Genomic DNA, 23,107 nt, shown 5'->3' with positions numbered 1-23,107 from the left:
ATGCCCCTCGTTCATCTGGCGTCCCGGCTCGTTGGGACACCGCTCCTCATTGCGCGCCCCAAACTCGAGGTCATTCTTTCGGTGTTGGGGTCGCGCATCGGCTTGCCCGATCTGGGCATGGCCGCTCCGATACTGGCTGCACGGCAGAGCCACCCAGCCAGTCCTGCTGCCCAGTCACCCATTGCTGTCATCCCGGTGGTCGGCACGCTGGTCAAGCGCTCGATGGGCATCGACGCCGCCTCCGGCCTGATGTCCTACAGCGAGATCGATGCGCGCATGGATGCCGCATTGGCCGACCCGCAGGTGGCTGGCATCCTGCTCGATCTGGACTCGCCCGGCGGCGAAGCATCGGGCGTGTTCGAGCTGGCTGATCGCATCCGCGCTGCCAGCGCCATCAAGCCGATCTGGGCGCACGCCAACGACGCCGCGTATTCGGCTGCCTATGCCATCGCGGCCGCCTGCCAGCGCCTGACGCTGTCGCAAACCGCAGGTGTCGGGTCGATTGGCGTGATCGCGCTGCACGTCGATCAGTCGGTGCGGGACGCCAAGGACGGCCTGAGCTACACCGCCGTCTTCGCGGGCAGCCACAAGAACGATTTCTCGCCGCACGAGCCCCTCAGCCCGCAGGCCACCACGGCGTTGCAGACCGAGGTGGATCGGCTCTACGACATCTTCGTGAATCAGGTCGGGCAGATGCGCGGCCTCGGGCCTGATGCCGTGCGCGCCAGCAATGCGGGCGTGTTTTACGGCCAGCAGGCCGTGGCCCAAGGCCTGGCCGATGCGGTGATGCCGCTCGAACAGGTGATGACCGAATTTGCCGATGCACTGGGTGCCCAGCGTCGGCTGGCGCAGCCGGGTCTGGCCCGCGCCTCGCCGCGCAGACTGTCTGCGCGGCATATCTCAGTCCAGCCCTCAACCCAAACTTTTAACCCGGAGAACGCCATGAAAGAACCCAACGACCACGACGACCGCGACGACAAACCGAGCGATCCGACCATGCAGGACGATCAGCCGCAGCCTGCCATCCATGATGCTGCGCTGGCGCAGTCCTTCGCGAGCGGACGCAGCCAAGCACAGGCCATTGCAGAGCTGTGTCTGATTGCGCGCCAGCCGCACCGCACGACGGAGTTCTTGGCTGCTGGTTTTTCAGAAGCGCAGGTGCGCCGCACCTTGCTCGATGCCCGAGCAGACCAGACCGAGATCGCCTCGCGCATCACCGCCGATACAGGCACCACCCAGCGCCCGGAAAACAGCCCAGTCGTTGCCGCAGTCAAAAAACTCAACGCCATCAAGGAGTAAGCCATGCCCGAAATCACTCAACCCAAAAATCTCGGCGACCTGCTGAAGTACGAAGCGCCGAATCTCTACTCGCGCGACCAGGACACGGTTGCTGCGGCGCAGAACCTGGCGCTGGGCACCGTGGTGGGCCGCGAAACGGCCACGGCCAAGCTCAAGGCCCTCGAGCCGAGCGCCACGGACGGCACGGAAATCGCCGTTGGCGTGCTCGGCAATGACGTCGATGCGACGCTCATCGACCGCGAGGACGCGATCCTGATCGCGCGCCACGCCATCGTCGCGCGCGCCGCCTTGGTCTGGCCAGCCCGCATCGGTCTTGCACAACAAGCTGCCACCCTGCAACTGGCGGCGCGCGGAATCCTCGTCCGCGACAGCGCCTAAACCCGCCGCTGGTGGCTCATTGAACACGTTCAGTCATTTCTGGAGACCCAAATGCTCAATCCGTTTGAAACCCCCGGCTTCTCGATGGCCAGCCTGACGGTAGCCCTCAACCTCCTGCCCAACCGCTATGGTCGGCTGGAGCAACTCAACCTGTTCCCGGCCAAGCCGGTGCGCACCCGGCAGATCATCGTCGAGGAGTACGCCGGTCGCCTGAACCTGCTGCCCACCCGCGCACCCGGTTCGCCCGGCACCGTAGGGGAGCGCGGTAAACGCAAGCTGCGCTCCTTCGTGATCCCGCACATCCCGCATGACGATGTGGTGCTGCCCGAGGAGGTGCAAGGCCTGCGTGCCTTCGGCTCGGAAACCGAGATGGAAGCCATTGGCGGTGTGATGGCCCGTCATCTGGAGACGATGCGCAACAAGCACGCGATCACCCTGGAGCATCTGCGCATGGGCGCGCTCAAGGGCAAGATCCTCGATGCGGATGGTAGCGATCTGGTCGATTTGTTCGACGAGTTCGACATCACCGCGCAATCGGTGCCCTTCGAGTTTTCGACGGCGGCCGACAACGGGCAACTCAAGAGCGCCTGCCTGGAGCTGCTGGGGCTCATGGAAGATGGGCTCACGGGCGAGTTCTCGAGCGGCGTGCATGTGCTGTGCTCGACCGAGTTTTTCCGGGCACTGACCACCCACAAGGAGGTCAAGACCGCCTACCAGAACTGGCAACAGGGCGCGGTGCTGATCAACGACATGCGATCTGGCTTCAGCTACAGCGGCATCACCTTCGAGGAGTACCGGGGCCAGGCGTCCTTTGTGCAGGCCGACGGCACGCTGGGCACGCGCCGCTTCATTGCCGCAGGGGAAGCCCATGCCTTCCCGGTCGGCACGGTGGACACCTTCGCCACCTACTTCGCGCCAGCGGACTTCAACGAAACCGTGAACACCATCGGTCAGCCGCTGTACGCCAAGCAGGAGCCGCGCAAGTTCGAGCGCGGCACCGATCTGCACACGCAATCGAACCCGCTGCCGATGTGCCACCGCCCGGGCGTGCTGATCAAGCTGACCTCTGCCTGATGGATGTCACGACGCTGTACGAAGCCGCACGCAATGCCGGGCTGCTCACCGTCGTCACGGCGGCAGGCAACACGGTGCACTGCGCCTTCCGTGCCCCGGACGAAACCGTGCTCGATGGTTTCGCACTCTCAAGGGACTACCAGATCGACTACCCGGCGTCCTGGCTGACATTGACTGCCGGGGACACGGTGGAGGTGGCAGGCAACACCTATCAGGTGCGCGACGTGCGCGCCATCGGCGACGGCACCGAGCGTCGCGCCTCGCTCTCCCACCTCTGAGGAATCCGCCATGAACTCCGTCCGCGAGCGCGTCTTGCGGGAGATCGTCGCGCGCCTGTCATCCGCCATTGCACCTATTTCGGTGCTGCGCATGCCCGCCGTGCCGGTCACCCGCGAAGCCAGCCCGGCGCTGCTGCTGTTTGTTGATGGCGACAGCATCGCCGCCCACGTCAACCACCTCGTCGACCGGCTGCTGGGAGTACGTCTGGCTGTGGTGGCACGCGGCGCGGATGCCTTCGACGTTGCCGACCGGGTGCTGGTGGCTGCTCACGCAGCCTTGCTGGCCGACCCGAATCTGGGTGGTCTCGCCATCGCGGTGCGCGAGATCGACTGCGAATGGGATGTTGACGACGCCGACGCCGGGGCCGTTGCGCTGCCCGCCCGATACCAAATCCGCTACCGCACCCACGCCATTGACCTTACCCAAACAGGATGAACCCCTTATGCAAACCCGCTCAATCGAACTGCTGAAGCCCCACACCCACGCAGGCAAGCGCCTCGCCGTGGGTGCGCGCATCGATCTGCCCGATGACAGCGCCCGCTGGCTGATCGATCTGGACGTGGCCAAGGCCGCCACTGCGCCAGTCACACCCGCCCCTGATTCCAAACCCGCCCGCCGCGACGCTGCGTCCGGCACCACCCAACCCAAAGGAGATTGACCATGGCTTATTTTTCTGGACAAGGCCGCGTCTACATCGGCGCACGCGACATCAACGGCAACCCGGCAGGACTGACCTTCGTCGGCAACGTGCCCGAGCTGAAGGTGTCGCTGTCGGTGGAGACACTCGAACACCAAGAGTCTCAGTCGGGCCAGCGCCTGACCGACTTGCAGCTCATCAAGACCAAGAAAGGCGAGTTTGCCTGCACGCTGGAAGAGCTGATCGCGGTCAACCTTGAACTGGCGCTGTACGGCAGCACGACCACGGCCACTCCCGGCACCGTGACCGGCGAGCGGCTGCCCAACCCTGTCACGCCGGGCAGCCTGAACCTGCTGACCAGGCAAAACGTGTCCGCTGTGCAGATTCGGGACTCGTCCACCCCGCCCTTGACGCTCCCGGCCAGCCAGTACAACGTCAATGCCCAGCACGGTTCGCTGGTGCTGCTCGATGTCACAACCGGCGGCCCGTACACCGCGCCCTTCACCGTCGACTACGCCCATGGCACGGCGCAGAGCACGGCGATGTTCACCCAGCCATTGCCCGAGCGCTGGATTCGCTTCGAGGGGCTCAACACCGCCGACGGAAACCGCGCCGTGGTGATCGACCTCTATCGCGTGGCCATCAACCCGGCCAAGGAACTCTCCGTCATCACCGACGAGCTGCTGAAGTTCGAGTTGTCGGGCCAGGTGCTGGCCGATATGACCAAGCCGGTCGGTGGTGATCTCGGTCAATTTGGCCGTCTGGTGCTGCTGTGATGGACGGCTTCAAAACCTTCCCGTCTGCACCGGTGGTCGTGACGCTGTCCGGCATCGCGCTGGAGCTGACGCCGATCCGGCTGGGCGAATTGCCACGGCTGCTGGCCGTGGTGCGCCCGCTGGCCGAGGAGATCAGCAGTGATCCGGACTGGATGGCGCTGCTGGGGCGGCACGGCGATGCCGTGCTCGACCTGCTGGCCATCACCACGCGGCGCGAGCGTGCCTGGATCAACGATCTGTCGCTGGAGGATGCCGTGCAACTGGCCGCCGCCGTGTTCGAGGTGAACGCGGATTTTTTTGTGGCGCGGATCAATCCGGCGATTCAAGGCGCGGCGCAGCGACTCGCCCCGACGCTGCGCTTGCTGACGAAATCGGATGGGACGCCGCCGTCGCCCGCCTGATCCGCGCCGGTCACCACCTGGGCGACGTGATGACCTACACGCTCGCGCAGGCGCATGCCTTTTTGGAGGCCGACGGACAGATCGAGCGGCAGCAACTGGCCCAACTGCTCGGCATCCATGCCGTGGCAGCCCAGGGCGAGAAGCGCGGCATCGAACAACTGCAACGCAATCTTCTGAAGGGTTGACCCAAATGCGCATCTCACTCGCCGCATCCGGACTGCTGGACCCGCGCCAGTTGACGGCGTGGAGTACCGATCGGCGTCGCGCCATCCACGCCGCCGTGGCCAAGGGCATGCAGTCCGGCGGGCGCGAGGTGCGTGACGCCGCACGCGCCGAGATGCGCCGCGCTTTCACCGTCAAGCGCAGCAGCTTCGTCAAATCGATGGGTGCGAAGCTGCTCGACAAGAAGCCGGATCGGCTACCCGCCTTGCTGGTGGGCAGCAAGATTCCCTGGCTCGGCATGCACGCCAAAGGCGGCACGGTCAGCGGCAACATGCTGATCCCGCTGCTGACCCAACGCATCGGCCCCAAGCGCTTCAGGGCGGTCATCGATGGCCTGATGCGCGCGGGCAATGCCTTCTTCATCGAGAAGAACGGGCGCGTGCTGCTGATGGCCGAGAACATCAAAGACAACGCACCCGAGCTCGCGCGCTTTAAACGTGCCGAGCGCGCTCGCACCGGCGCCAAGCAGATCAAGCGCGGTCAGGAGGTGCCCATTGCCGTGCTGGTCAAGCGCGTCGATCTCAAGCGCCGCCTGAATCTGGCCGGTGGCGTGCAGCGCGCCCTGCCTGCACTGGCGCGCGCCATTCAACAAGAACTGGAAAAAGTCTGATGGCAGTCAATCGTGCCCAAATCCTGATCAGCGCCGTCGACCAGACCAAGACCGCCTTCGATTCGATCAAGCGGGGTCTGGGCGGCCTCACCGATACGGCCGATAGAGTCAAGGGCGTGCTGGCAGACATCGGTGTTGGCGTGTCGCTGGCTGGCTTCGGGGCCATGATCAGGTCCAGCATCGCATCGGCCGATGCGCTGGATGAAATGTCGCAACGAGTCGGCATCTCGGTAGAAATGCTGTCGACCCTGCGGCCTGCAGCCGAACTATCAGGCGTCTCGGCGGACCTTTTCGAGAAGGGCTTGCGCAGGCTCTCGACGACGATGCTCGAGGCCGCCACGGGTTCAGAGTCTGCCAAGCAGCGCTTCGACGCGCTGGGTGTGGCCTTCCAGAACCAGGACGGAACGCTGCGCGCCACCGATGAGGTGCTGCTGGATCTGGCTGACCGCTTCAAAGCCATGCCCGACGGTGCCGAAAAAACGGCCTTGGCTATCGACGCGTTCGGCAAATCGGGTGCCGACTTGATTCCGTTTCTCAATCAGGGGCGAGATGGCGTCGATGCATTGCGCACCGAGATGCAGGCTTTCGGGCTGGAGGTGAGTACCAAAACTGCGGCACAAGCGGCCACATTCAATGACTCGCTCGACAAACTGCGTTTGGCCAGCGGCATGGTCGGCAACCAGATCATCACCTCCTTGCTGCCCGCCTTGAACGACATGGCGGGTGGCATGGTCGAGTCGGCCAAGCAAGGCGGAGCGCTGCATTCGATTCTGGGCGGTGTGGTGCGGGTGCTCAAGACCATGGCGCTCGGTGCGGCCACGGTCGGCACGGTGTTGTCGGGAATGGGCGAGGACATCGGTGCCAGTATCGCTGCGGCTGCGCAGGCTTTGAGAGGCAACGTCGCTGGAGCCAGAGCCATCATGGCCGACCTCGAGGGCCAGCGGGGCAAACGGCTCGGCGACCTGGCGGCATTTCGCGACAGCTTGTTCGACCCCAAGCCCATCGAGGTCAAGGCTCCCAAGATCCAGGCCGACCCCGCGCTGCTGCAGCGACTGACCACGCCCAGGGCGGCCAGGGCGGCCAGGGCTGCCAGGCCAGAGCAAGACACCACCGGCGCGCTGGCCGCGCTGACGAGGGCGCAACTGGATGCCGAACTCGCGCTGCTCAAAGACGGCCTCACGCGCCAGCAAACCGCGCTGGATGCCGCGCTGGAGGACCGCCTGGTCTCTGTGCGCGACTTCCATGCGCAAAAAACGGCCATCGAGCAGCAAGAGATCGACGCCGAGATTGCGCGCAGGCAGCAGGATCTGGCGCGCAGCCAGCAAGTCGCCGACACCGGCAGAACAGAAAACGACCGCTTGCGTGCCAAGGCCGAGGTCGCCAAGGCGCAAGCCGACCTCATCACGCTCAGCAACCGGCGCACGGACATCGAGCAGGCCAATGCCCGCAGGGCCGCGCAGGCCGAGCGCGAGCTGGCCGACGCCATGGGACGGGTGCGCGATGAGCTGGCGCAGATCACCGGCGCAGCCACCGACGCCGACCGCCAGGCCGCCATCGCCAGCAGCTACCGCGATCTGCTGGCGCGTCTGGCAGCCGAAGGCGATGCCGATGGCGTGTCGCTCGTTGATCGGCTGATCAACGTCAAGGCGGCGCAGGCCAATCTGGCCGCACTGGAGGCGCAATGGCGACTGGTCACGCAGCGGATGCGCAACGCGCAGGAAGCTATCCAGACCCAGCAGCAGGCGGGCCTTCTGACCGAAGCGCAGGCGCGCCAGCAGATCGTGACCTTGCAACAGCAATCGGCCACCGAAATGGAGCGCTTGCTGCCGACGATGCAGCAGGCCGCGCAGGCCATCGGAGCGGATGCGGTGATCCGCGTGCAGGCGTGGCGCAACGAGCTGGATCGCACCCGGCTCGTCGTCGATGAAATGGCTCCCCTGTGGAATCGCATCGGCGAGAGTTTCGGCGGCGCGCTCAACGGAATGATCACTGGCGCGCAGACCTGGCGCAGTGCCTTGGCGAGCATCTTCCAGCAGGTGGCCGACGCCTTCCTGCAGCAGATCGTGATCCAGCCGTTCCAGCAGTGGATCGCGATGCAGGCGCGGATGCTGGCGATCAAGCTCGGATTCGTGCAGAAGGAGCAGGTCGTCGATGCGGCTGCCAGCGCCATGAAAGTTGGGCAGAAGGCCACGGAAACAACCGCCGTGGTATCGATGGAGGCAGCCAAGGCGGGCGCGGGCGCTGCCGCTTCGCAGGCCTCGGTCCCCGTCATTGGCCCGGGGCTGGCGATTGCCGCCATGGTGGCCATGGTCGCCGCCGTGATGGCGCTCTTGGGCGGCATCAAGAAGTTCGCGGGTGGCGGTCTGGTTTCTGGCCCTGGTAGCGCCACGTCGGACTCGATCCCGGCACGCCTGTCCGCAGGCGAGTACGTCGTGCGTGCGGCCGCTGTGCGCCAGGTCGGTGTGGCCTTCCTCGACTCCCTCAATGGCTTGTCGGCAGGCCCACGCTTCAAGGGCGGCGAATTGGCCTTCGCGGCAGGTGGTCTGGTGCCGGAAGTGAAAGTGCCACCGGCACAGCCGCAGATGAATCAGGCGGTACGCATCGTCAACGCGGTCGACCCGGGCGTCACCCACGACCACCTGCAGTCGCCCGCCGGGGAGCGGGTCATCGTCAACATCATCGGGCGCAACGCGCGGGCCATCCGCGCCGCGATTCAGGGGTAATTTCATGGCACTGCTGTTCATCGACGGATTCGATCACTACGACCCGCAACAACTGGACTCCTTTGGCGCTCCTTGGCTGGCGCGCGGCAAGGCGGCGTATCTCTCGCCGCAGGCCACCCGCATCAATGGCCGCCGTCCGTCTTCCTTCGGCCTGCGCCTGCCAGAAGGTCCGGGCGGAGGCTACGTCAGGAATCTGGACACCCCCAGGACCAGCCTGATCGTGGGCGCGGCCGTGCGTGTGGCGCCACACCAGAACACCGGCGCAGAGCCGCTGCTGATCGGCGTGCGCGATGTCAATTCGCAGGTCGCCCACCTGGTGAAGATCGGTGAGGACGGGCGGCTCAAGCTCTACCGCTGGCAGCACGGCTGGGATCAGTTGATCTCGACCTCGGTGGCCAGCGCCCCGGCGCGCGGCTGGCACTACATCGAGCTGCAGGTCACGCAAGGCGTCAGCAACGGCGTGCTGTCGGTGCGCCTCAACGGCATCCTGGCGATCCACATGACTGCGCAGAACACCACGCAAGGTGGTGGGCAACTGCTCACGGCATTCATCGGAGCGTTTCCCGGCCAGCCGTGCCCGGTGACGCTGGATGTTGATGATTGCTACATCGCCGACACCACGGGCACGATCAACAACAGCTTTCTGGGCGACGTGCGAGTCGATGCCTTGCGGGCGCAGGCCAATGGCGGCTTGAACCAGTGGACGGTGATACCGGTCGCGAACTTGGGCAACATGGCCGCGTGGGCTGTGGTCAGCGACGAGGACGAAGCCACAGCGATCAGTGCGCCCAGCGCGGGGCTGCGCCAGTCTTTCGATGTCGAGCCGCTGCCGGTGATGGCCAGTCCCGCCATTCACGGCGTGCAGCTCACGCTGCTGGCCCGCAAGACCGATGCCGGTATGGGCAGGATGCGCGGCCTGGCGGTGAGTGGCGCGCAGAGCGCCGTCAGCCCCGACATCATCTTGCAGGAGCAGCTGGCCTGGCAGAGCGCGCTGTTCGAGCGCAATCCCAACGGAGCCGTGCAGTGGACGCAGGCTGCTTTCAATGCCGCTGAATTCGGCGTGGAGTCGGTGTGACGGACCGGGTTGTTGACCGCAAGGTCACAGAAGTTTCCAGCCGACCCACGCCCGGTGCCAGCGCAGCCGCGCTGCGCGGCGAAGTGCTCTCGCGTGCGTCTCCTGGTGCCAGCGCAGCCGCAATCGCGTCGGAAACGGTCGCCACACCTTGGCCGTCCAGTCTGGTCGATAACCTGCTTGCCGAGTCTCTGGCGTATCCCCAGCCACCCATCGATGCACCCGCATTCCTGGTCGAGGTGCTGCGCCGGGACACGGCATCCAGCGCCATCGTCGCCACCGGCATGGACGCCTTCGGCGATCAACCGTGGCCGGATGCGCAGCGCGGCGTGTTTGCCTTGCGCCACGACTGGGCCGCGCCGCTCGTCGAGCGGCTGGAGTGGCAGACCAGCGTCACGCGGCTGGCCAGCGGCAACGAATCCCGGCAGGCACGCCGCCGCGTTCCCCGGCGCTGGCTCACCTACCGAGTGGGCAACGCCCGCCAGACCGACGCCCTGGTGGCCGACTGGCTGGCCGACCATCTTGGCCAGGCCGCGCTGTGGCCGATGCCGCAGTACGCGGTGCACATGAGCAGCGCCGCCGCACGTGGCGCACTGGCGCTCAATGTGACGAATGCCGACTGGCAGCATTTCGGGCCGCTCTCGGCCAATCTGCGCCTGACCCCCGGCGGGGTGCAGGGCTGGCAGGAGGGGCTTGGCAATGGCCGCTGGGTGCTCATCATCGCCGCCGATGGCTGGCAAGTGGCCCAACTCAGCGACGTGCAAAGCAATCGGCTGTGGCTGACGGAGCCCTTGGCGCGCGCCGCAGCCACTGGCAGCACCGTCATGCCGCTGGTGTGGGGCAGTGCCACAGACCCGGCAGGGTTCACGCAATGGGTGCCGGGCATGGTCGGCGGCAACGTGCCTGCGCAGATCCAGCCCGCGCCCTTGCCCAACCCGGGCGTCCTGAGCGACCCGTGGCTGGACGAGATCCCGGTCTGGCCCGATGGCAACTGGCGCGACGACCCGACGACCGGCGCGCAAGCGACGATCACCCGCCAGGATTTTTCGCCCGCAGACCCGTGGGTGCGCCGGGACGACCCCTGGTCGACCGCCACCTTCCAGCGGCGCTATCTGGCTGGATCAGCAAATGCCATTGAAATCTGGCGTGCGCGGCTGTGGCGAACCCAAGGCCGTTTGCAAGCCTTCTGGCTGCCCGATGGTTTGGCTCCGGTGTTGCGGGTCACCAGCGAAGCTTCGCCAGACGATGGCTATCTGCGTGTCAGCGGTGAGGACGTGTCGGCCTTCTGGCATCGACCCGCTGCCTGCGTGATCGCCCATCCAGACGGTTCTCGGCAACACGCGCTGACATCGATTTGCCATTTCGATCAAGGCGGCGTGCTGGTCTTGCGCTCCGGCATCGATCAATGGGTGCCCGTGGGCAGCCGGGTCATTCGCCTCGTGCGCTGCCGCCTCGACCACGACGCCGTCGACTTGCACTGGCACAGCGCGGCGCTGGTGGAGATCACGCTGACCGCGCGCCAGGTGCCCGAGCCTCGCGGCAACGACCGAGAAACCTATGGGGAGTACGCCGTATGAGCAATCAAGCACTGATGGAAGTCGAGTTGTACACGTTTGCCAGCAGCAGTGCGAATTTCTATCTGACGCCGCACGAATTCGACGTTGATCTGGATGGCAACCTCTACAAGAGCTTGGCCCTCGAGCGCAACGAACTGGCACTGGGTGCCGAAGCGGCCAAGTCGGCGCTGGAGCTCAAACTGCCGCCCGACGGCGATCTGGTGCGCCACCTGCTCGCCGCCTCACTGACCGGGGAAATCACCTCGATCACATTGCGCATCGGACGGCGCGACACCTGGGGCGACTTCTGGTGGATCTCAGGCACGCGCTGGATGGGCCGGGTGCTGGGCGTCGAGGTCGCGGATGACGTGGCGCGCATTCGTTGCGAGTCTGCGCAGGTCAGTCTCAAACGCATCGGGCTGCGGCGGCTCTACAGCCGCAATTGTTCCCATGTGCTGTATTCGGCTGCCTGCGGTGCGCCACCGATTTTCTCCAGCGCCTTCGTGAGCAACACATCTGGGCGCAACGTCGATCTCGACGGCGGCGTTCCAGCGGGCTTGAGTGGCGGTCTGGCTGGTGGCTGGCTGCAAACGCCGCAAGGGCTGCGCCACATGATCCTGGCCGACTACGGCAGCGGTGTGGAGCTGCTGTATCCGGTGGCCATTGAAGCCGGCACGCAAGTGGTGCTGACGGTCGGCTGCGACCACAGCACGGCAACCTGCAGCGGACGTTTCGGCAACCTCGACAACTTCGGCGGTTTTCCATTCATCCCGATCAAAAACCCGTTTTCGACGGGCGTGTTCTGAATCCCTGGAGAAACAGCCATGTGGTACCTCGTCGTCATCGTGGTAGCGGCGCTGGTTTCGGTCGCACTCGCTCCGAGGCCGCCCCAGCCCAAACCGGCATCCTTGTCCGACATCGATGCACCCACAGCGGAAGAGGGCCGACCGATACCGGTCGTGTTCGGCTCCGTGCTGATCCGTGGCTCCAACGTCGTCTGGTTCGGCGATCTGGAAGCCGAGCCGATCAAGAGGCGTGGAGGCGGCAAGAAATGAGCAATGAATTGATCATCACCGTCGACCACGCGCGCGCCGCAGGCATGTGCGTGCACGGCGCACGCGCCTGGTTCGCACGCCACAACCTGGACTTTCGCGCCTTCCTGATCGAGGGCATTGACGCCGACACCTTGCTGGCCACCGGCGATGCGATGGCCCAGCGCGTGGTCGAGCACGCTCGCACGCACATCGATCAACAGGAGCAAGGCTGATGGGTCGCAGAAGAAGCAGTCAGCAAACCGTTGGCTACCGCTACCGCATGGGGCTGCATCTGGCCCTGTGCCAGGGGCCGGTCGATACCGTGCAGGAGATCCAGATGGGCGACCGCACCGCGTGGGGCGACGCCAGCCGCGCGCCGTTGGGCAGCGGGCATGGGCTGACCAGCCTCTCCATCAACAAGCCCACCCTGTTTGGCGGTGACGAGCGTGAAGGCGGCGTGGTGGGCACCATCGATGTGCTGTCAGGCCATGCTGGTCAGGGACGTAACGACTACCTGATGAGTCGCCTTGGGCCAGCCATTCCGGCGTTCCGAGGCGTGCTGTCCTTGGTGGCGCGCAAGATCCTGTTCGCGGCCAACAACCCCTACATCAAACCGTGGGCCGTGCGCGTGCGCCGCTTTACTGCGGGCTGGCATGGTCAGCCATGGCATGAGTGGAACGCCGAAGTTATCCAGGGAATCAGCGTCGGCATGAACCCGGCGCACATCCTGGTGCAATGCCTCACCGACCCGCATTGGGGCATGGGTTATCCGCAGAGCACCATCGGTTGGAGTTTCTGGAACGCGGCGCATCAATTGTCGAACGAAGGCTTCGGCCTCAATCTGATCTGGACGCGCCAGCAGCCCATCGAAAGCTTCATCGGCCAGGTGATCGACCACATCGGCGGCATCCTCTACACCGATCCTTCGCTGGGCACCTTCGAGCTCAAGCTCTTGCGCGACGATTACTGGATCGACAACCTGCCGCAGTTGGGGCCCGACGAGATCGTGCGTCTTGATCGCTTTGAGCGCGCCCAGTGGGGCGAGTTGCCCAACGAAATTACCGTCGTCTACACCGACTGGCAAACCGGCGGTGAAGCGACTGTCGCGGTCGAAAACCTGGCTGCCATCCATTTGCAGGGCGGCGTGATCAACCAGCGCCGCGACTATCCTGGCGTCAACCACGGACCGCTGGCCGCGCGACTTGCCCTGCGTGACCTGCGTGCCCTGGGCTCGCCCCTGGCCCGCCTCAGCCTGACCGTGGCACGCAACACGCTGCAGCGTCCACCGCTGCCCGGCGATGTGTTGCGGCTGAACTGGCCGCGCTTGGGTATCAGTCAGATGGTGGTGCGCGTCATCGGCATCGACACCGGCACCCTGGGCGGCGCCGAATGGCACATCGACGCGCTGGAGGATGTGTTCGGGATGGGCAACACCGTGTTGTCACCCCCGCCGCCACCGCGCGTCGATGAGTCGGTCATCGAGCCTTTGCCGCCCGCCTTGGCACTGGCCGTCGAGATGCCATATTGGGAACTGGCCCGGCGTTTGTCGCGTGCCGACCTGGCTTTTTTGACAGATACCGATACCTACCTTGGCGCGCTGGCAGCTGCCGGTGGTGCCGGGCAACTGAACTGGCAACTGGCCACCGGCGCGTCGAGTGGCAATCTCATCGCCGCCGTGCGTGAGGACTACGCGCCGCTGCTAAGGCTCGATGCGGATTTGCCTGCCAGCGAGGTCGATGCCATCGGCGTGCCGGTGACGGCCATCAGCCAACCCGAAAGACTGGCCGTGGGTGATTACGCCTATCTGGTCGATGCCAGCGGGCAGATTCGAGAAGTCGTCCTCGTGTTGGCCTTCGACGCTGTCGGCTCGACCATCGGCCTTGCACGCGGGGTGCTCGACACCACACCCCAAGCGCATGCCCTGGGCGCGCGGCTGATCGGTGTCGGCGAATGGCTGGCGTCAGAAGAAGTGGAGCGCGCCCCGGGCGAGTCGGTGTTCGTGGGAGCCATCCCATACACCTCGAGGGGTCAATCTGGCGCGACACTGGCCAGCAACGCCCAGCCGCTGGTGCTGATCGGTCGGCAGGCTTTGCCGTATCCACCCGGTCGCATCCGCATCAATGGACAGACCGAGCCTGCAGTGGTGGCCGGCGACATCACCGTTGCCTGGGCACACCGCGACCGCATCCAGCAGACCGCCTACTTCGTGCAGCAAAACGAGGGCAACATCGGGCCGGAACCTGGCACCACCTATACCGTGCGCATCCGCAACCGCAACGGCGCGCTGGTGCGCACGCAAGCCGCGCTGCCTGGCACCAGTTTCGTTTGGGATGTGCCCACCGCTGCCGCAGAGGCCGGTGCGCTGGGCGACCGCATCACGGTGAAGATCAGCGCCGAGCGCGGTGGCCTGAGCAGTTGGCAGCCGCAGGTGCGCGTCATGGATAGGACGGGTTACGGCCTGCGCTGGGGACAGTATTGGGGAGGGGTGTGATGGAGCCGCGCATCGATGTTCATCTACTCACCCTGAACGAACCTGTCGAGTGGCGCGAAGCATGCATCGCCAGCCTCGACGGCGCACCGATCCAGTTGCACGTGCTGCCGGGCATCCCGGGCCGCATCGGTGAGGCACGCGCGGCAGGCTATGCGCAGGGCACGCTGCCGCTGCTGTCCTTCGTCGATCCCGATGATCTGTACGAAGCCAGCGCCTTCACGCACCTGGCCGATGCACTGGATGCCTGCCCGCAAGCCGTGATGGCCTACACCGATGAGGCGTTGACGGACGAGGCTGGCCGCGACATTGCCGTGCGGCGTCTGGCCTACAGCCGCTGGCAGCACGCCAACAGCGCCAGCCACGTTCACGGCCTGATCGTGATGCGTCGATCTGCCGTACAGGCCGTGCTCAAGGAAACCACCGACATCAACAACTTTGCCGACTGGCTGCTGACGCTGCTCGTGGCCATGCGCGGCGGCGTCCTGTACCTGCCCATCGTCGGGCGTCATTGGCGACAGTACCCGCAGCAAAGCCATCGCACCGGCGGCGATCCGGACGCCGTCCGGCGTACCCGACACACCCTAGGCCAAGCATCGAATCTCTGGAGATAAAACATGTCATCAACCGACCCGAACCTTGGACTCGATTACGGCTGGACGCTCGGCGAAAGCGGCTGGGACGCCGGCATGGATGCCAATCTCAAGCGCCTCGGCGCGCTGGTCGGCCTGTCCGTGAAAGACCGCGACCTGACCACGCCACCGACCAGCCCGGCCAATGGCGACCGCTACATCGTGCCTGCCGCAGCCACCGGCGCGTGGGCGGGCAGAGCCAGCCAGGTCGCCGTGCACATCGCTGGCGCATGGGAATTCCACACCCCAAGGGTGGGTTGGCTTTGCTACATCGAGGACGAGGACAGGCTGTCGGCATTCAAGCCCACCGGCTGGAGCGCTGGCCTCGCCATCTGATTTCCCATTTTCCTACCCACCAGAAACCCGCCTTTGATGCGGGTTTCGCTTTTCTGGAGAACGCAAATGAATGCACCCACTGTGACGGATGGCATGGTCACCATGCCCAAGGATGAATTCGAAGAGCTGCTGGAACGTGTTGCCGAGCGCGGCGCCAGGCGTGCACTGGCCGATGTTGGCTTGGACGGCGAGGACGCTGCCAACGACATCCGTGAGCTGCGCGGCCTGTTGGACGCCTTCAACACCGCCAAGCACACCGCCTGGCAGACCGTTATCAAGATGATCACGACCGGCTTCCTGCTCGCCCTGGTCGCGGGTGCCATCATCAAATTCAAGGTGTTCGGGGGTGGCCAATGATCGAGACCTTGCTCGGTGGCCTGATGGGCGGGGCCTTCCGTCTCGCGCCCGAATTGCTCAAGTGGCTCGACCGCAAGGGCGAGCGTGGCCACGAACTGGCGATGCAGGACAAGGCGCTGGAGTTCGAGAAAATTCGCGGCGCGCAGCGAATGTCAGAGATCGGCGCGGGTGCCGATGCGGCGTGGAACGTCGGGGCCATCGATGCGTTGCGCGAAGCTGTTGCCGCCCAAGGCAGACCTTCAGGCATGAAGTGGGCCGATGCCTTGTCAACGACGGTCAGGCCTGTGGTGACTTATCTCTTCATGCTGATGTATGTGGGGGTCAAGCTCTCAACCTTCGTTGGCTCTGTTCAGACCGGCATGGAATTTGGAGAGGCGCTCCTGGCTTCGTGGACTGATGCAGACCAAGCCCTGCTATCTGGGATTTTGAACTTCTGGTTCATTTCAAGAGTTTGGGAGCGTCGCGGTGGGCAGGCATAAAGGGCGTCAGCCGCGCCCGCTGTCCGAGCGGTTTTGGAAGAAGGTCGAGAAACGCAGCCCAGACGAATGCTGGCCCTGGATCGGTTCCATTGACACACGGGGCTACGGCAACATTGGAGCGGATGGCGATAAGCCGCTTCGGCGCGCCCACAGGGTGGCCTACGAGCTTTGCGTGGCACCGATTCCTGAAGTGCTGGTGGTCTGCCATGTTTGCGACAACAGGGCCTGTGTCAATCCGCAGCACCTGTTCGTCGCCACGCAGCGCGAGAACGTCCTGGACATGGTGCGTAAAGGTCGCCGCCAATGGCCGAGTGGTGAGCTTCACCGGTGGGCCAAATTGTCGACGGCAGATGTCGTCGCCATTCGTGACGACACGCGTGCGCCCCGCCTCATTCGCGCGCAATACGGCATCGGCCAAACCACGCTCTACCAGATCAAACGTCGTGAAACGTGGAGGTGCCTGCCATGACCACGATCCCGCAGCATGCCATCGAGCTGGCCAAGCGCTTCGAGGGTTTCCACCGGGTGCCGAGGGCCGATCCCGGCCGTGCCCACCCGTACATCTGCCCAGCGGGCTACTGGACGATTGGCTACGGCCATCTGTGTGATCCGACGCAACCGCCGATCACCGAGGCGGAAGCCGAGGTCTATCTGGCCCGTGACCTGATGTCCGCGCTCGCCGCCACGCTGCGCTACTGCCCGGTATTAGCCACCGAACCCGAGGGGCGGCTTGCGGCCATCGTGGACTTCACGTTCAACCTCGGGGCTGGGCGTTTGCAGACGTCGACGCTACGGCGACGGATCAACCAGCGGGACTGGCCCGGTGCCGCAGGCGAGCTGCAGCGCTGGGTTATCGGCGGAGGCAAGGTGCTTCCAGGTCTCGTAGCCCGACGCAGCGCTGAAGTGGCGCTCTTGCCTCGCGACTCGCTTGCATTGATCGACTTAGCGGCTGGTGATCCTCACTACCGCTCCCGCGCACAACGCCGCATTCCGCCCCTGCGGGCCGAGGCGAAGTCGTGACCGAACCACGGGAGTCAGCTTCCACCCATAGTTGCCCTGCGTCACTCGCCTAGTTTGCACCGATGTGGTGTAATATGATGTATACCTCTGAAAAACGGTAGGCAAAGCCATATGGCAGTCACCTCGAAACAGCAAGCACCCGTCAAGGAAGCCACACGTGCCTCTGTGACCTTTCCGGGCGATCTCTACGCCGAACTTGAGCGCATCGCTGAGGAAAAGAAGGTGTCCGTCGCCTGGGTCGTGCGGGACGCCGTCGAGAAGTACGTCGAGGCGCAGTACCCGCTGTTTCGGCGCCAGCCATAGCGCCGCAGCTGAAACATTAAGAACGCAGAAAAGGCCAAGACGATGAACAACCAACACTCACGAGAGCGTGTGACGCTGTGACTAGCACCTTTGCCAATCGCGCGATCCGCCAGAAGATTGCCCGCCTGCAAGGCGGCGGCAAGCCCCGGGTGCTTGATCTCTTCTCCGGCTGCGGAGGTATTTCGCTCGGATTCTCCGCAGCGGGCTTCGCCGTGTCTGCCGCCGTGGAATTCGACCCCGAAGCCGCAGCCTCCCACGGCCGCAACTTCCACGCGGGTGACTCTGCGCACGCCCAGGCCCGAGACATCACGAAGACCAGTCCCGACGATCTGGTCTGCGAACTGAGGCTCGGCAAGACCGCCGATGCCTTCGACGTGCTGGTCGGCGGCCCGCCCTGCCAAGCCTTTGCCCGTGTCGGCCGACCCAAGCTGCGCGAAGTGGACAACCATGTCGAGGCCTTCAAACATGACCCGCGCGCCCAGCTCTATATCGACTATCTGCGCTATGTCGAGGCCTTTGCCCCGCTCGCCGTACTGGTCGAGAATGTCCCCGATGTTCTGAATCACGGCGGCCAGAACATTGCGGAGGAAATCGCCGAGGTTCTGGAGAGCAAGGGCTATGTCTGTCGCTACACGCTGCTGAACGCCGCCTTCTACGGGGTGCCACAGATGCGCGAACGGATGATCCTCATCGCCTACCGACGAGAGATCGCCGACAGCATCACGTTCCCCGAACCGTCGCATTTCATCGATCTGCCGCCTGGCTACGAAGGCACGCGCTCGGTGGCACTGAAGTTTCTCGACGGCGAGATCTCCGACGATGCGCATCACTATGTGCAGGCGCCACGGGCATCACGGTCACTTCCTCCTGCTGTCACGGCCGAGGATGCGCTCGGCGACCTGCCGGCAATAGATGCACGGAAACTGCTGAAGAGCGGTGAGCTGCGTCGCGGCGCCCGGCGCTTTGACGTACCCATGCCCTATGGGAAGGAACCGCATACGCCCTATGCCAAGCAAATGCGTACATGGCCTGGGTTCGAGGCCCCGGCGGCCCTGACCGATCATGTGATCCGCTATCTGCCGCGCGACTATCCGTTGTTCGCCCGCATGAACCCCGGCGATCAGTATCCCCAGGCCTACAAGCACGCAATGGAAATGTTCGAACAGCACCTCGCCGAGCTGGCCAAACAGGGCGTGAAGGTCAAACCCGGCTCAAAGAAGTACGAGGATATCAAGGCCACGATCGTGCCGCCCTACGACGTGGGTAAGTTCCCGAACAAGTGGCGGAAGATGTGGCGAGACCAGCCGGCGCGCACGCTCATGGCGCATCTCGGCAAGGACAGCTACAGCCATATCCATTACGACAGCCGTCAGGCGCGGACGATCTCGGTCCGCGAAGCCGCACGCCTCCACTCGTTTCCCGACGGTTTCGTTTTCTGCGGAACGATGAATCCGGCCTTCCGCCAGATCGGCAACGCCGTGCCGCCGCTGCTGGCGAAGGCTGTCGCGACGCACATGATGAAAACACTCAAACAGACAAACAGGGAGACGGCGGATGAGCCTCGTCGAACGGCAGCAGCAGTTTCTTGACGCTGCACAGAAGCATTTCGGGACCACGAAGGCCGTTCGTCCGCGCGAACTGTTCGGGGTCTCGAACAGCGCCAAGATCGTCGAAGGCGGGATTCAGCTCGGTGTCGTCAATCTCGACAACGTCAAGGAAGACGCCGATGCATTCATCTTCGGGTGTGTTATGCGATTCCCGCCCGAAGACGAAGTGTACTTCGCCGTTCTGGTGCGCAAGGACAAGGCCAGCTTCCTGAACCGCCTCGCCGAGATGAAGAAGCTCGGTGCCTCCACCAAAGCCGGTGGCGCTGATCCCGCCGATCTGCTGACCGAGGGTGCCGACGAGGAAGCAGCGGAAGACCCTGGCGCGACGATCAAGTACAGCGCGCGCAACAACGTGGTGCCGATCTATATCGCCCGCGACGGTAAGTTGTGGCTGCGCAACGCGAAGTTCTGGGACAGCCTCGCCTTCGACATGACGCCCTTCGGTCCGGCGACTGAACCAGATGAGATCGTTGTCGCGCTCTATCCACCAACCGCTTCCGCACGTCGCAGTTTGCTGGCCCGTGAGTTCATCGGATGGCTGGGCAGTCTGGTCGGTCGCGAGAAGATTCACGAGCTACAGGTCTGGAAGGATGCCGCGACACTCGCGCCTGCGATGCAGCGGATGCCGGCTTCCATCCCGGTGGCCGACATCGAAGCTGCGGTCACCTCTCTGGGCGGCTACTACCCAAACGGTGAGGTGCGACGATTCCATGCCGCGCTGAATTTCCTCACGCACAAGCACTTTGTGATCCTGTCGGGCCTGTCCGGTACCGGCAAGACGCAGCTGGCGCTGAAATACGCGCGCGCGGTCCATGGCCTGACCTCGAACACTGCGCCCGACCCGCTGATCTTCGAGTGCCCGGTGCGGCCGGAATGGACCGATCCCACGGGCTTGACCGGCTATTTCGACGTGCTGACCAACCGCTACGTCGTGCCGACCTTCCTGGAGGCTGTCCTGGTCGCTACGGCCCACGGCACATCGCCGGTCTTCGTCCTCCTCGACGAAATGAACCTGGCCCGCGTCGAATACTACCTGTCCGACGTGCTCTCCTGCATGGAGACGGAAGGTGCCCTGCAGTTGCATTCGAACGGTGTCCCGCTGGAAGGGACGACCGGCGCCAGCATCCGCGCCGAACTGCCGCTGCCCGCGAACCTGTTCATCATTGGAACCATAAACGTCGATGAGACGACGAACCCTGTCAGCGACAAGGTGCTCGACCGCGCATCCGTGATCGATATGTCGGCCGTGGATGTGCCGGGCTTCCTCGCATCGCTGGAAAGCCGCTTCCCGAACCTCAAGGCGGCGCGTGCCGCCAGTGAGGCGAAGCTCACCGAGATCAACGGCCTGATGCAGCAGCACAACCTGGGCTTCGGCTACCGGCTGATCGAAGAGTTCGTGCGCTATCACGCCTTCGACGCGCAGCATCTGAAGAATCCGCCCGACGAAGTGACCGACCAGTTGCTGGTGCAGAAGGTGCTGGTGAAGCTGCGCGGCGCTGAACGGCAGCGCCCGCTGCTGACCAGCCTGGACAAAGCGTGCGCGGGCCTGCCGAGGGCGCAGGGCTATGTCCGTAAGCTGCTCGGCGATCTGGACGATTTCGGCTCCTTCCAGGCGATGCGGTGAACCATGGCGGCACTCTTCATCCAGGCTGAAGTCGGCGGACCTGCATGGCAGGTCTGGCCGATGCCGGATGCGGTGCCGGTGGGGACGGTTCGGGAAGGCGCCTCCTACCTTTTTGAACTGCGCGACAGCGATGACGCGCTCGCCGCCGACCTGCTGATCGATGATGTTCCGGCCGAAGCGTTGCGCTCGCGTCAGCCGCGCATGGCGCGCTGGCGCTGGCAACCTGGATTTCATGCCGGCATGGTCGAGGCAGTGCTGCGGGTCCCGGGCACCGGGACGCGGCGCTTTGAGATCACGACCGATCCGGACCTGCGCAAGCTGACCCGCGACGATTTCGACGCCATGGTGCGCGAGGTGCTGGAAGACACCTTCGCGCTGTTCTCCCTCAGCGCCTTCCGCAAGGGCATCGCGCGCCAACCAGGCAACCGGGCCCCGCCGCTGGCCCGGCTTGAATTTCTTCGCTCCCGCGCCGACGCGATTGTGGGCACGGTTGCGGCCATTGCCCGCGCCCCGCGTCACTTCCTGCGCGCTGAAGAGGTCACAGTGCCGTCGCACCGCGCATCCCGAGCCACAGGCCCCGAGATCATCAAGTCGTTCCGGTCCGGAGTCATCCTTACCGAAACGGTCAAACCTTCGCGGCTGCCAGCGGCGCTGCAGGGTCGCCTGCCGGCGCAGATCGCGCTTCGGCAGCGCCGGAACAGCGTCGACATTCCAGAACACCGGCAGATCAAGGCCTGCCTCAGATCATGGGCGGCATGGCTGGCCGGCGTGGCCGACATGCTGGCCAGGACCGGCGCCCAAGATGATCCCGAGATCGTCACCACGGCCGGCAGCTGGGCCATCCGCGCCCGCCATATCGCGCGCCGCCTGAACGATGCCGCCGGGGCGGGTTTCATGGCGGAAGTCGGTGATGGGCCCGCACAGCTGCGAATGTCCTCGCTGTTCCGAAACGATCCGGTCTATCAGCGCTTCTATCGCCTGTGGCAGGACATGAATCTGGGCCTTGCGGCGCTGTTCGGCGACTTCCTGAATATGCCGCTAGCCCGGACCTATGAGCTGTACGAGCTGTGGTGCTTCCTGCGCCTGCTGCGCGCCGCCGTCGAGGAATACGGTCCCGAAGGCGTGGACCTGAGCAGGCTGTTCCTCAGCGATGCCGCAGGCGGCGTGACGATTGCCGCCGGCGCGGTCATCGTGCCGATCGGCGGTGACCGGGTCCTGTGCTTTCAGCGCAAATACCGCGAATACTGGGTCGAGCCTGACGGCGTGGGCAGCTTCAGCCGCGACATGGTGCCCGATGTCGTCTTCGCCGGGCCGTTGCCCGGTGCTACTGAGCGCCGCGTGATCGTGCTCGATGCCAAGTACCGCATCAATGACGGCCTGAACGATGCGCTGAATTCGATCCATACCTATCGCGACGCGCTCGTGCAGGAGGCCGAAAGCGGCCAGACCGAAGGCATCGTCACGGCGGCCTACCTGCTCACCCCGCATGTGCCGTCCCTGAAGGATGACTTCAAGGACACCCCGGTGCCAGGCCGGCTGTTCCATCCGCAGTACCGAGAGAAATTCCGCTTCGGCGCGGTGACGCTACGGCCGGGAATGAGCGGCGACGATCTGCGGACGTGTCTGCGCACCATCGTCGCGGACGCAGGGGCGGGGGCGTGAATGGCCGACGTGCTCACCGCCGAACAGCGTCAGTTCAACATGAGCCGCATCCGGGGCAAGGACACGAAGCCCGAGATGCTGATCCGGCGCGGCCTGCACGCGCGCGGCCTGCGCTACCGGCTGCATTACCGGAAGCTGCCCGGCCGCCCTGACCTTGTCTTTCCGAAGTACCACACCGCCGTATTTATCCACGGCTGCTTCTGGCACGCGCATGGCTGCGCGCTGTCGAAGCTGCCAGCGACGCGTCACGTCTTCTGGACGCAGAAGTTGGAAGGCAATGTCGCCCGGGACCGAAAGGCGATAGAAGCCCTGCAGGCCAGCGGCTGGCGTGTACTCGTGATCTGGGAGTGTGCGCTGCGCGGACCGGGTCGCCAGAGTGAAAAGACAGTTCTTGATCTTGCTGCGCAGGTCATTCAAGCCTCTGTTACGCAACTGTTCGAAATCTCATCTGTGCGGGCTGGCTCGAGGTGACTGGTATTTCAATGATCAACCCGAACAATCTGCGGGTCCCAGCGGACAGGCCTGCTTTTAATAGACA

27 protein-coding genes and 1 pseudogene are annotated in these 23,107 nt (G+C 64.8%); all 28 read left to right on the top strand.

Annotation, left to right across the window (positions count from 1 at the left end; all coding sequences use genetic code 11):
• The 28 genes and pseudogenes from SMCB_RS03425 to SMCB_RS03295 all read left to right on the top strand — a co-directional run bounded on the left by SMCB_RS03425 (position 1) and on the right by SMCB_RS03295 (position 23,040).
• The gene (locus SMCB_RS03425) at positions 1-1,299 is read left to right on the top strand and encodes a S49 family peptidase (protein WP_045535080.1); all 1,299 of its coding nucleotides are present in this window, start codon (positions 1-3) and stop codon (positions 1,297-1,299) included.
• 3 nt (positions 1,300-1,302) lie between these two features.
• The gene (locus SMCB_RS03420) at positions 1,303-1,677 is read left to right on the top strand and encodes a head decoration protein (protein ID WP_045535078.1); all 375 of its coding nucleotides are present in this window, start codon (positions 1,303-1,305) and stop codon (positions 1,675-1,677) included.
• Positions 1,678-1,728: 51 nt separating this feature from the next.
• Positions 1,729-2,751: a major capsid protein gene (locus SMCB_RS03415; protein ID WP_045535076.1), complete on the top strand. Its 1,023-nt coding sequence runs from the start codon at positions 1,729-1,731 to the stop codon at positions 2,749-2,751.
• Positions 2,751-3,029, top strand: a complete 279-nt coding sequence (locus tag SMCB_RS03410; RefSeq protein WP_045535074.1) for a head-tail joining protein — start codon at positions 2,751-2,753, stop codon at positions 3,027-3,029. The genes SMCB_RS03415 and SMCB_RS03410 overlap by 1 nt, the downstream gene beginning before the upstream one ends.
• Before the next feature lie 10 nt (positions 3,030-3,039).
• On the top strand, positions 3,040-3,465 hold the full coding sequence (locus tag SMCB_RS03405; RefSeq protein ID WP_045535072.1) for a hypothetical protein: 426 nt from the start codon (positions 3,040-3,042) through the stop codon (positions 3,463-3,465).
• A 7-nt stretch (positions 3,466-3,472) separates the two neighbouring features.
• Complete coding sequence (locus SMCB_RS03400; protein WP_045535070.1) at positions 3,473-3,688, top strand: DUF7210 family protein; 216 nt, start codon at positions 3,473-3,475, stop codon at positions 3,686-3,688.
• 2 nt (positions 3,689-3,690) lie between these two features.
• Complete coding sequence (locus SMCB_RS03395; RefSeq protein ID WP_045535069.1) at positions 3,691-4,443, top strand: phage tail tube protein; 753 nt, start codon at positions 3,691-3,693, stop codon at positions 4,441-4,443.
• Positions 4,443-4,844, top strand: a complete 402-nt coding sequence (locus SMCB_RS03390; protein ID WP_045535068.1) for a hypothetical protein — start codon at positions 4,443-4,445, stop codon at positions 4,842-4,844. The genes SMCB_RS03395 and SMCB_RS03390 overlap by 1 nt, the downstream gene beginning before the upstream one ends.
• A 29-nt stretch (positions 4,845-4,873) precedes the next feature.
• Positions 4,874-5,029: a hypothetical protein gene (locus SMCB_RS12845; RefSeq protein WP_171820277.1), complete on the top strand. Its 156-nt coding sequence runs from the start codon at positions 4,874-4,876 to the stop codon at positions 5,027-5,029.
• 5 nt (positions 5,030-5,034) lie between these two features.
• A complete protein-coding gene (locus SMCB_RS03385; RefSeq protein WP_045535067.1) occupies positions 5,035-5,676 on the top strand; it encodes a DUF6441 family protein in 642 nt (213 codons plus the stop codon).
• Positions 5,676-8,399, top strand: coding sequence for a coiled-coil domain-containing protein (locus tag SMCB_RS03380; protein WP_045535066.1), 2,724 nt, complete (start codon positions 5,676-5,678; stop codon positions 8,397-8,399). Before SMCB_RS03385 ends, SMCB_RS03380 begins: the two co-directional genes overlap by 1 nt.
• 4 nt (positions 8,400-8,403) lie before the next feature.
• Positions 8,404-9,474 carry a hypothetical protein gene (locus tag SMCB_RS03375; RefSeq protein ID WP_045535063.1) on the top strand — a complete coding sequence of 357 codons (1,071 nt, stop codon included), beginning with the start codon at positions 8,404-8,406 and terminating at the stop codon, positions 9,472-9,474.
• Entirely contained in the window at positions 9,471-11,048 is a 1,578-nt protein-coding gene (locus SMCB_RS03370) for a hypothetical protein (protein ID WP_045535061.1), read from the top strand. The genes SMCB_RS03375 and SMCB_RS03370 overlap by 4 nt, the downstream gene beginning before the upstream one ends.
• The gene (locus tag SMCB_RS03365; protein WP_045535059.1) at positions 11,045-11,833 is read left to right on the top strand and encodes a phage BR0599 family protein; all 789 of its coding nucleotides are present in this window, start codon (positions 11,045-11,047) and stop codon (positions 11,831-11,833) included. Before SMCB_RS03370 ends, SMCB_RS03365 begins: the two co-directional genes overlap by 4 nt.
• Positions 11,834-11,851: 18 nt before the next feature.
• Positions 11,852-12,082 (top strand): hypothetical protein, encoded by a 231-nt coding sequence (locus tag SMCB_RS03360; RefSeq protein ID WP_045535057.1) that lies wholly within the window; start codon positions 11,852-11,854, stop codon positions 12,080-12,082.
• On the top strand, positions 12,079-12,294 hold the full coding sequence (locus SMCB_RS03355; RefSeq protein ID WP_045535055.1) for a hypothetical protein: 216 nt from the start codon (positions 12,079-12,081) through the stop codon (positions 12,292-12,294). Before SMCB_RS03360 ends, SMCB_RS03355 begins: the two co-directional genes overlap by 4 nt.
• Positions 12,294-14,552 (top strand): phage tail protein, encoded by a 2,259-nt coding sequence (locus SMCB_RS03350; RefSeq protein ID WP_045535053.1) that lies wholly within the window; start codon positions 12,294-12,296, stop codon positions 14,550-14,552. Before SMCB_RS03355 ends, SMCB_RS03350 begins: the two co-directional genes overlap by 1 nt.
• Positions 14,552-15,163 carry a glycosyltransferase family protein gene (locus SMCB_RS03345; RefSeq protein WP_045535051.1) on the top strand — a complete coding sequence of 204 codons (612 nt, stop codon included), beginning with the start codon at positions 14,552-14,554 and terminating at the stop codon, positions 15,161-15,163. The genes SMCB_RS03350 and SMCB_RS03345 overlap by 1 nt, the downstream gene beginning before the upstream one ends.
• A 3-nt stretch (positions 15,164-15,166) precedes the next feature.
• Positions 15,167-15,517, top strand: coding sequence for a DUF2793 domain-containing protein (locus tag SMCB_RS03340; protein WP_045535049.1), 351 nt, complete (start codon positions 15,167-15,169; stop codon positions 15,515-15,517).
• 66 nt (positions 15,518-15,583) lie between these two features.
• Positions 15,584-15,874: a DUF6127 family protein gene (locus SMCB_RS03335; RefSeq protein WP_045535047.1), complete on the top strand. Its 291-nt coding sequence runs from the start codon at positions 15,584-15,586 to the stop codon at positions 15,872-15,874.
• Entirely contained in the window at positions 15,871-16,353 is a 483-nt protein-coding gene (locus SMCB_RS03330) for a hypothetical protein (protein ID WP_045535045.1), read from the top strand. Before SMCB_RS03335 ends, SMCB_RS03330 begins: the two co-directional genes overlap by 4 nt.
• A complete protein-coding gene (locus SMCB_RS03325) occupies positions 16,340-16,822 on the top strand; it encodes an HNH endonuclease signature motif containing protein (protein WP_045535043.1) in 483 nt (160 codons plus the stop codon). The genes SMCB_RS03330 and SMCB_RS03325 overlap by 14 nt, the downstream gene beginning before the upstream one ends.
• A pseudogene (locus SMCB_RS03320) lies at positions 16,819-17,268 on the top strand (lysozyme); the annotation flags it as partial. The gene SMCB_RS03325 and the pseudogene SMCB_RS03320, both read left to right, overlap by 4 nt.
• 216 nt (positions 17,269-17,484) lie before the next feature.
• The gene (locus SMCB_RS03315; RefSeq protein WP_045535041.1) at positions 17,485-17,676 is read left to right on the top strand and encodes a ribbon-helix-helix domain-containing protein; all 192 of its coding nucleotides are present in this window, start codon (positions 17,485-17,487) and stop codon (positions 17,674-17,676) included.
• 77 nt (positions 17,677-17,753) lie between these two features.
• Entirely contained in the window at positions 17,754-19,265 is a 1,512-nt protein-coding gene (locus SMCB_RS03310) for a DNA cytosine methyltransferase (RefSeq protein ID WP_231851237.1), read from the top strand.
• Positions 19,231-20,907: an McrB family protein gene (locus SMCB_RS03305; RefSeq protein ID WP_045535039.1), complete on the top strand. Its 1,677-nt coding sequence runs from the start codon at positions 19,231-19,233 to the stop codon at positions 20,905-20,907. Before SMCB_RS03310 ends, SMCB_RS03305 begins: the two co-directional genes overlap by 35 nt.
• A 3-nt stretch (positions 20,908-20,910) precedes the next feature.
• The gene (locus SMCB_RS03300) at positions 20,911-22,569 is read left to right on the top strand and encodes a DUF2357 domain-containing protein (RefSeq protein ID WP_045535037.1); all 1,659 of its coding nucleotides are present in this window, start codon (positions 20,911-20,913) and stop codon (positions 22,567-22,569) included.
• Positions 22,570-23,040, top strand: coding sequence for a very short patch repair endonuclease (locus tag SMCB_RS03295; protein WP_045535035.1), 471 nt, complete (start codon positions 22,570-22,572; stop codon positions 23,038-23,040). It begins immediately after the preceding gene.
• Positions 23,041-23,107 lie beyond the last annotated feature (67 nt).

Origin of the sequence: Serpentinimonas maccroryi (assembly GCF_000828915.1) — a bacterium.
Taxonomy (GTDB): Bacteria; Pseudomonadota; Gammaproteobacteria; order Burkholderiales; family Burkholderiaceae_C; genus Serpentinimonas; species Serpentinimonas maccroryi.
The sequence above is the reverse complement of the archived record's forward strand: the minus strand, read 5'-3'. Positions and strand labels throughout refer to the sequence as shown.

Bases quoted from the DNA above. Each gene is read 5' to 3' on its own strand.
- SMCB_RS03425 (WP_045535080.1), top strand. From the start codon at position 1: ATGCCCCTCGTTCATCTGGCGTCCCGGCTCGTTGGGACACCGCTCCTC.
- SMCB_RS03420 (WP_045535078.1), top strand. From the start codon at position 1,303: ATGCCCGAAATCACTCAACCCAAAAATCTCGGCGACCTGCTGAAGTAC.
- SMCB_RS03415 (WP_045535076.1), top strand. From the start codon at position 1,729: ATGCTCAATCCGTTTGAAACCCCCGGCTTCTCGATGGCCAGCCTGACG.
- SMCB_RS03410 (WP_045535074.1), top strand. From the start codon at position 2,751: ATGGATGTCACGACGCTGTACGAAGCCGCACGCAATGCCGGGCTGCTC.
- SMCB_RS03405 (WP_045535072.1), top strand. From the start codon at position 3,040: ATGAACTCCGTCCGCGAGCGCGTCTTGCGGGAGATCGTCGCGCGCCTG.
- SMCB_RS03400 (WP_045535070.1), top strand. From the start codon at position 3,473: ATGCAAACCCGCTCAATCGAACTGCTGAAGCCCCACACCCACGCAGGC.
- SMCB_RS03395 (WP_045535069.1), top strand. From the start codon at position 3,691: ATGGCTTATTTTTCTGGACAAGGCCGCGTCTACATCGGCGCACGCGAC.
- SMCB_RS03390 (WP_045535068.1), top strand. From the start codon at position 4,443: ATGGACGGCTTCAAAACCTTCCCGTCTGCACCGGTGGTCGTGACGCTG.
- SMCB_RS12845 (WP_171820277.1), top strand. From the start codon at position 4,874: ATGACCTACACGCTCGCGCAGGCGCATGCCTTTTTGGAGGCCGACGGA.
- SMCB_RS03385 (WP_045535067.1), top strand. From the start codon at position 5,035: ATGCGCATCTCACTCGCCGCATCCGGACTGCTGGACCCGCGCCAGTTG.
- SMCB_RS03380 (WP_045535066.1), top strand. From the start codon at position 5,676: ATGGCAGTCAATCGTGCCCAAATCCTGATCAGCGCCGTCGACCAGACC.
- SMCB_RS03375 (WP_045535063.1), top strand. From the start codon at position 8,404: ATGGCACTGCTGTTCATCGACGGATTCGATCACTACGACCCGCAACAA.
- SMCB_RS03365 (WP_045535059.1), top strand. From the start codon at position 11,045: ATGAGCAATCAAGCACTGATGGAAGTCGAGTTGTACACGTTTGCCAGC.
- SMCB_RS03360 (WP_045535057.1), top strand. From the start codon at position 11,852: ATGTGGTACCTCGTCGTCATCGTGGTAGCGGCGCTGGTTTCGGTCGCA.
- SMCB_RS03355 (WP_045535055.1), top strand. From the start codon at position 12,079: ATGAGCAATGAATTGATCATCACCGTCGACCACGCGCGCGCCGCAGGC.
- SMCB_RS03350 (WP_045535053.1), top strand. From the start codon at position 12,294: ATGGGTCGCAGAAGAAGCAGTCAGCAAACCGTTGGCTACCGCTACCGC.
- SMCB_RS03345 (WP_045535051.1), top strand. From the start codon at position 14,552: ATGGAGCCGCGCATCGATGTTCATCTACTCACCCTGAACGAACCTGTC.
- SMCB_RS03340 (WP_045535049.1), top strand. From the start codon at position 15,167: ATGTCATCAACCGACCCGAACCTTGGACTCGATTACGGCTGGACGCTC.
- SMCB_RS03335 (WP_045535047.1), top strand. From the start codon at position 15,584: ATGAATGCACCCACTGTGACGGATGGCATGGTCACCATGCCCAAGGAT.
- SMCB_RS03330 (WP_045535045.1), top strand. From the start codon at position 15,871: ATGATCGAGACCTTGCTCGGTGGCCTGATGGGCGGGGCCTTCCGTCTC.
- SMCB_RS03315 (WP_045535041.1), top strand. From the start codon at position 17,485: ATGGCAGTCACCTCGAAACAGCAAGCACCCGTCAAGGAAGCCACACGT.
- SMCB_RS03305 (WP_045535039.1), top strand. From the start codon at position 19,231: ATGAGCCTCGTCGAACGGCAGCAGCAGTTTCTTGACGCTGCACAGAAG.
- SMCB_RS03300 (WP_045535037.1), top strand. From the start codon at position 20,911: ATGGCGGCACTCTTCATCCAGGCTGAAGTCGGCGGACCTGCATGGCAG.
- SMCB_RS03295 (WP_045535035.1), top strand. From the start codon at position 22,570: ATGGCCGACGTGCTCACCGCCGAACAGCGTCAGTTCAACATGAGCCGC.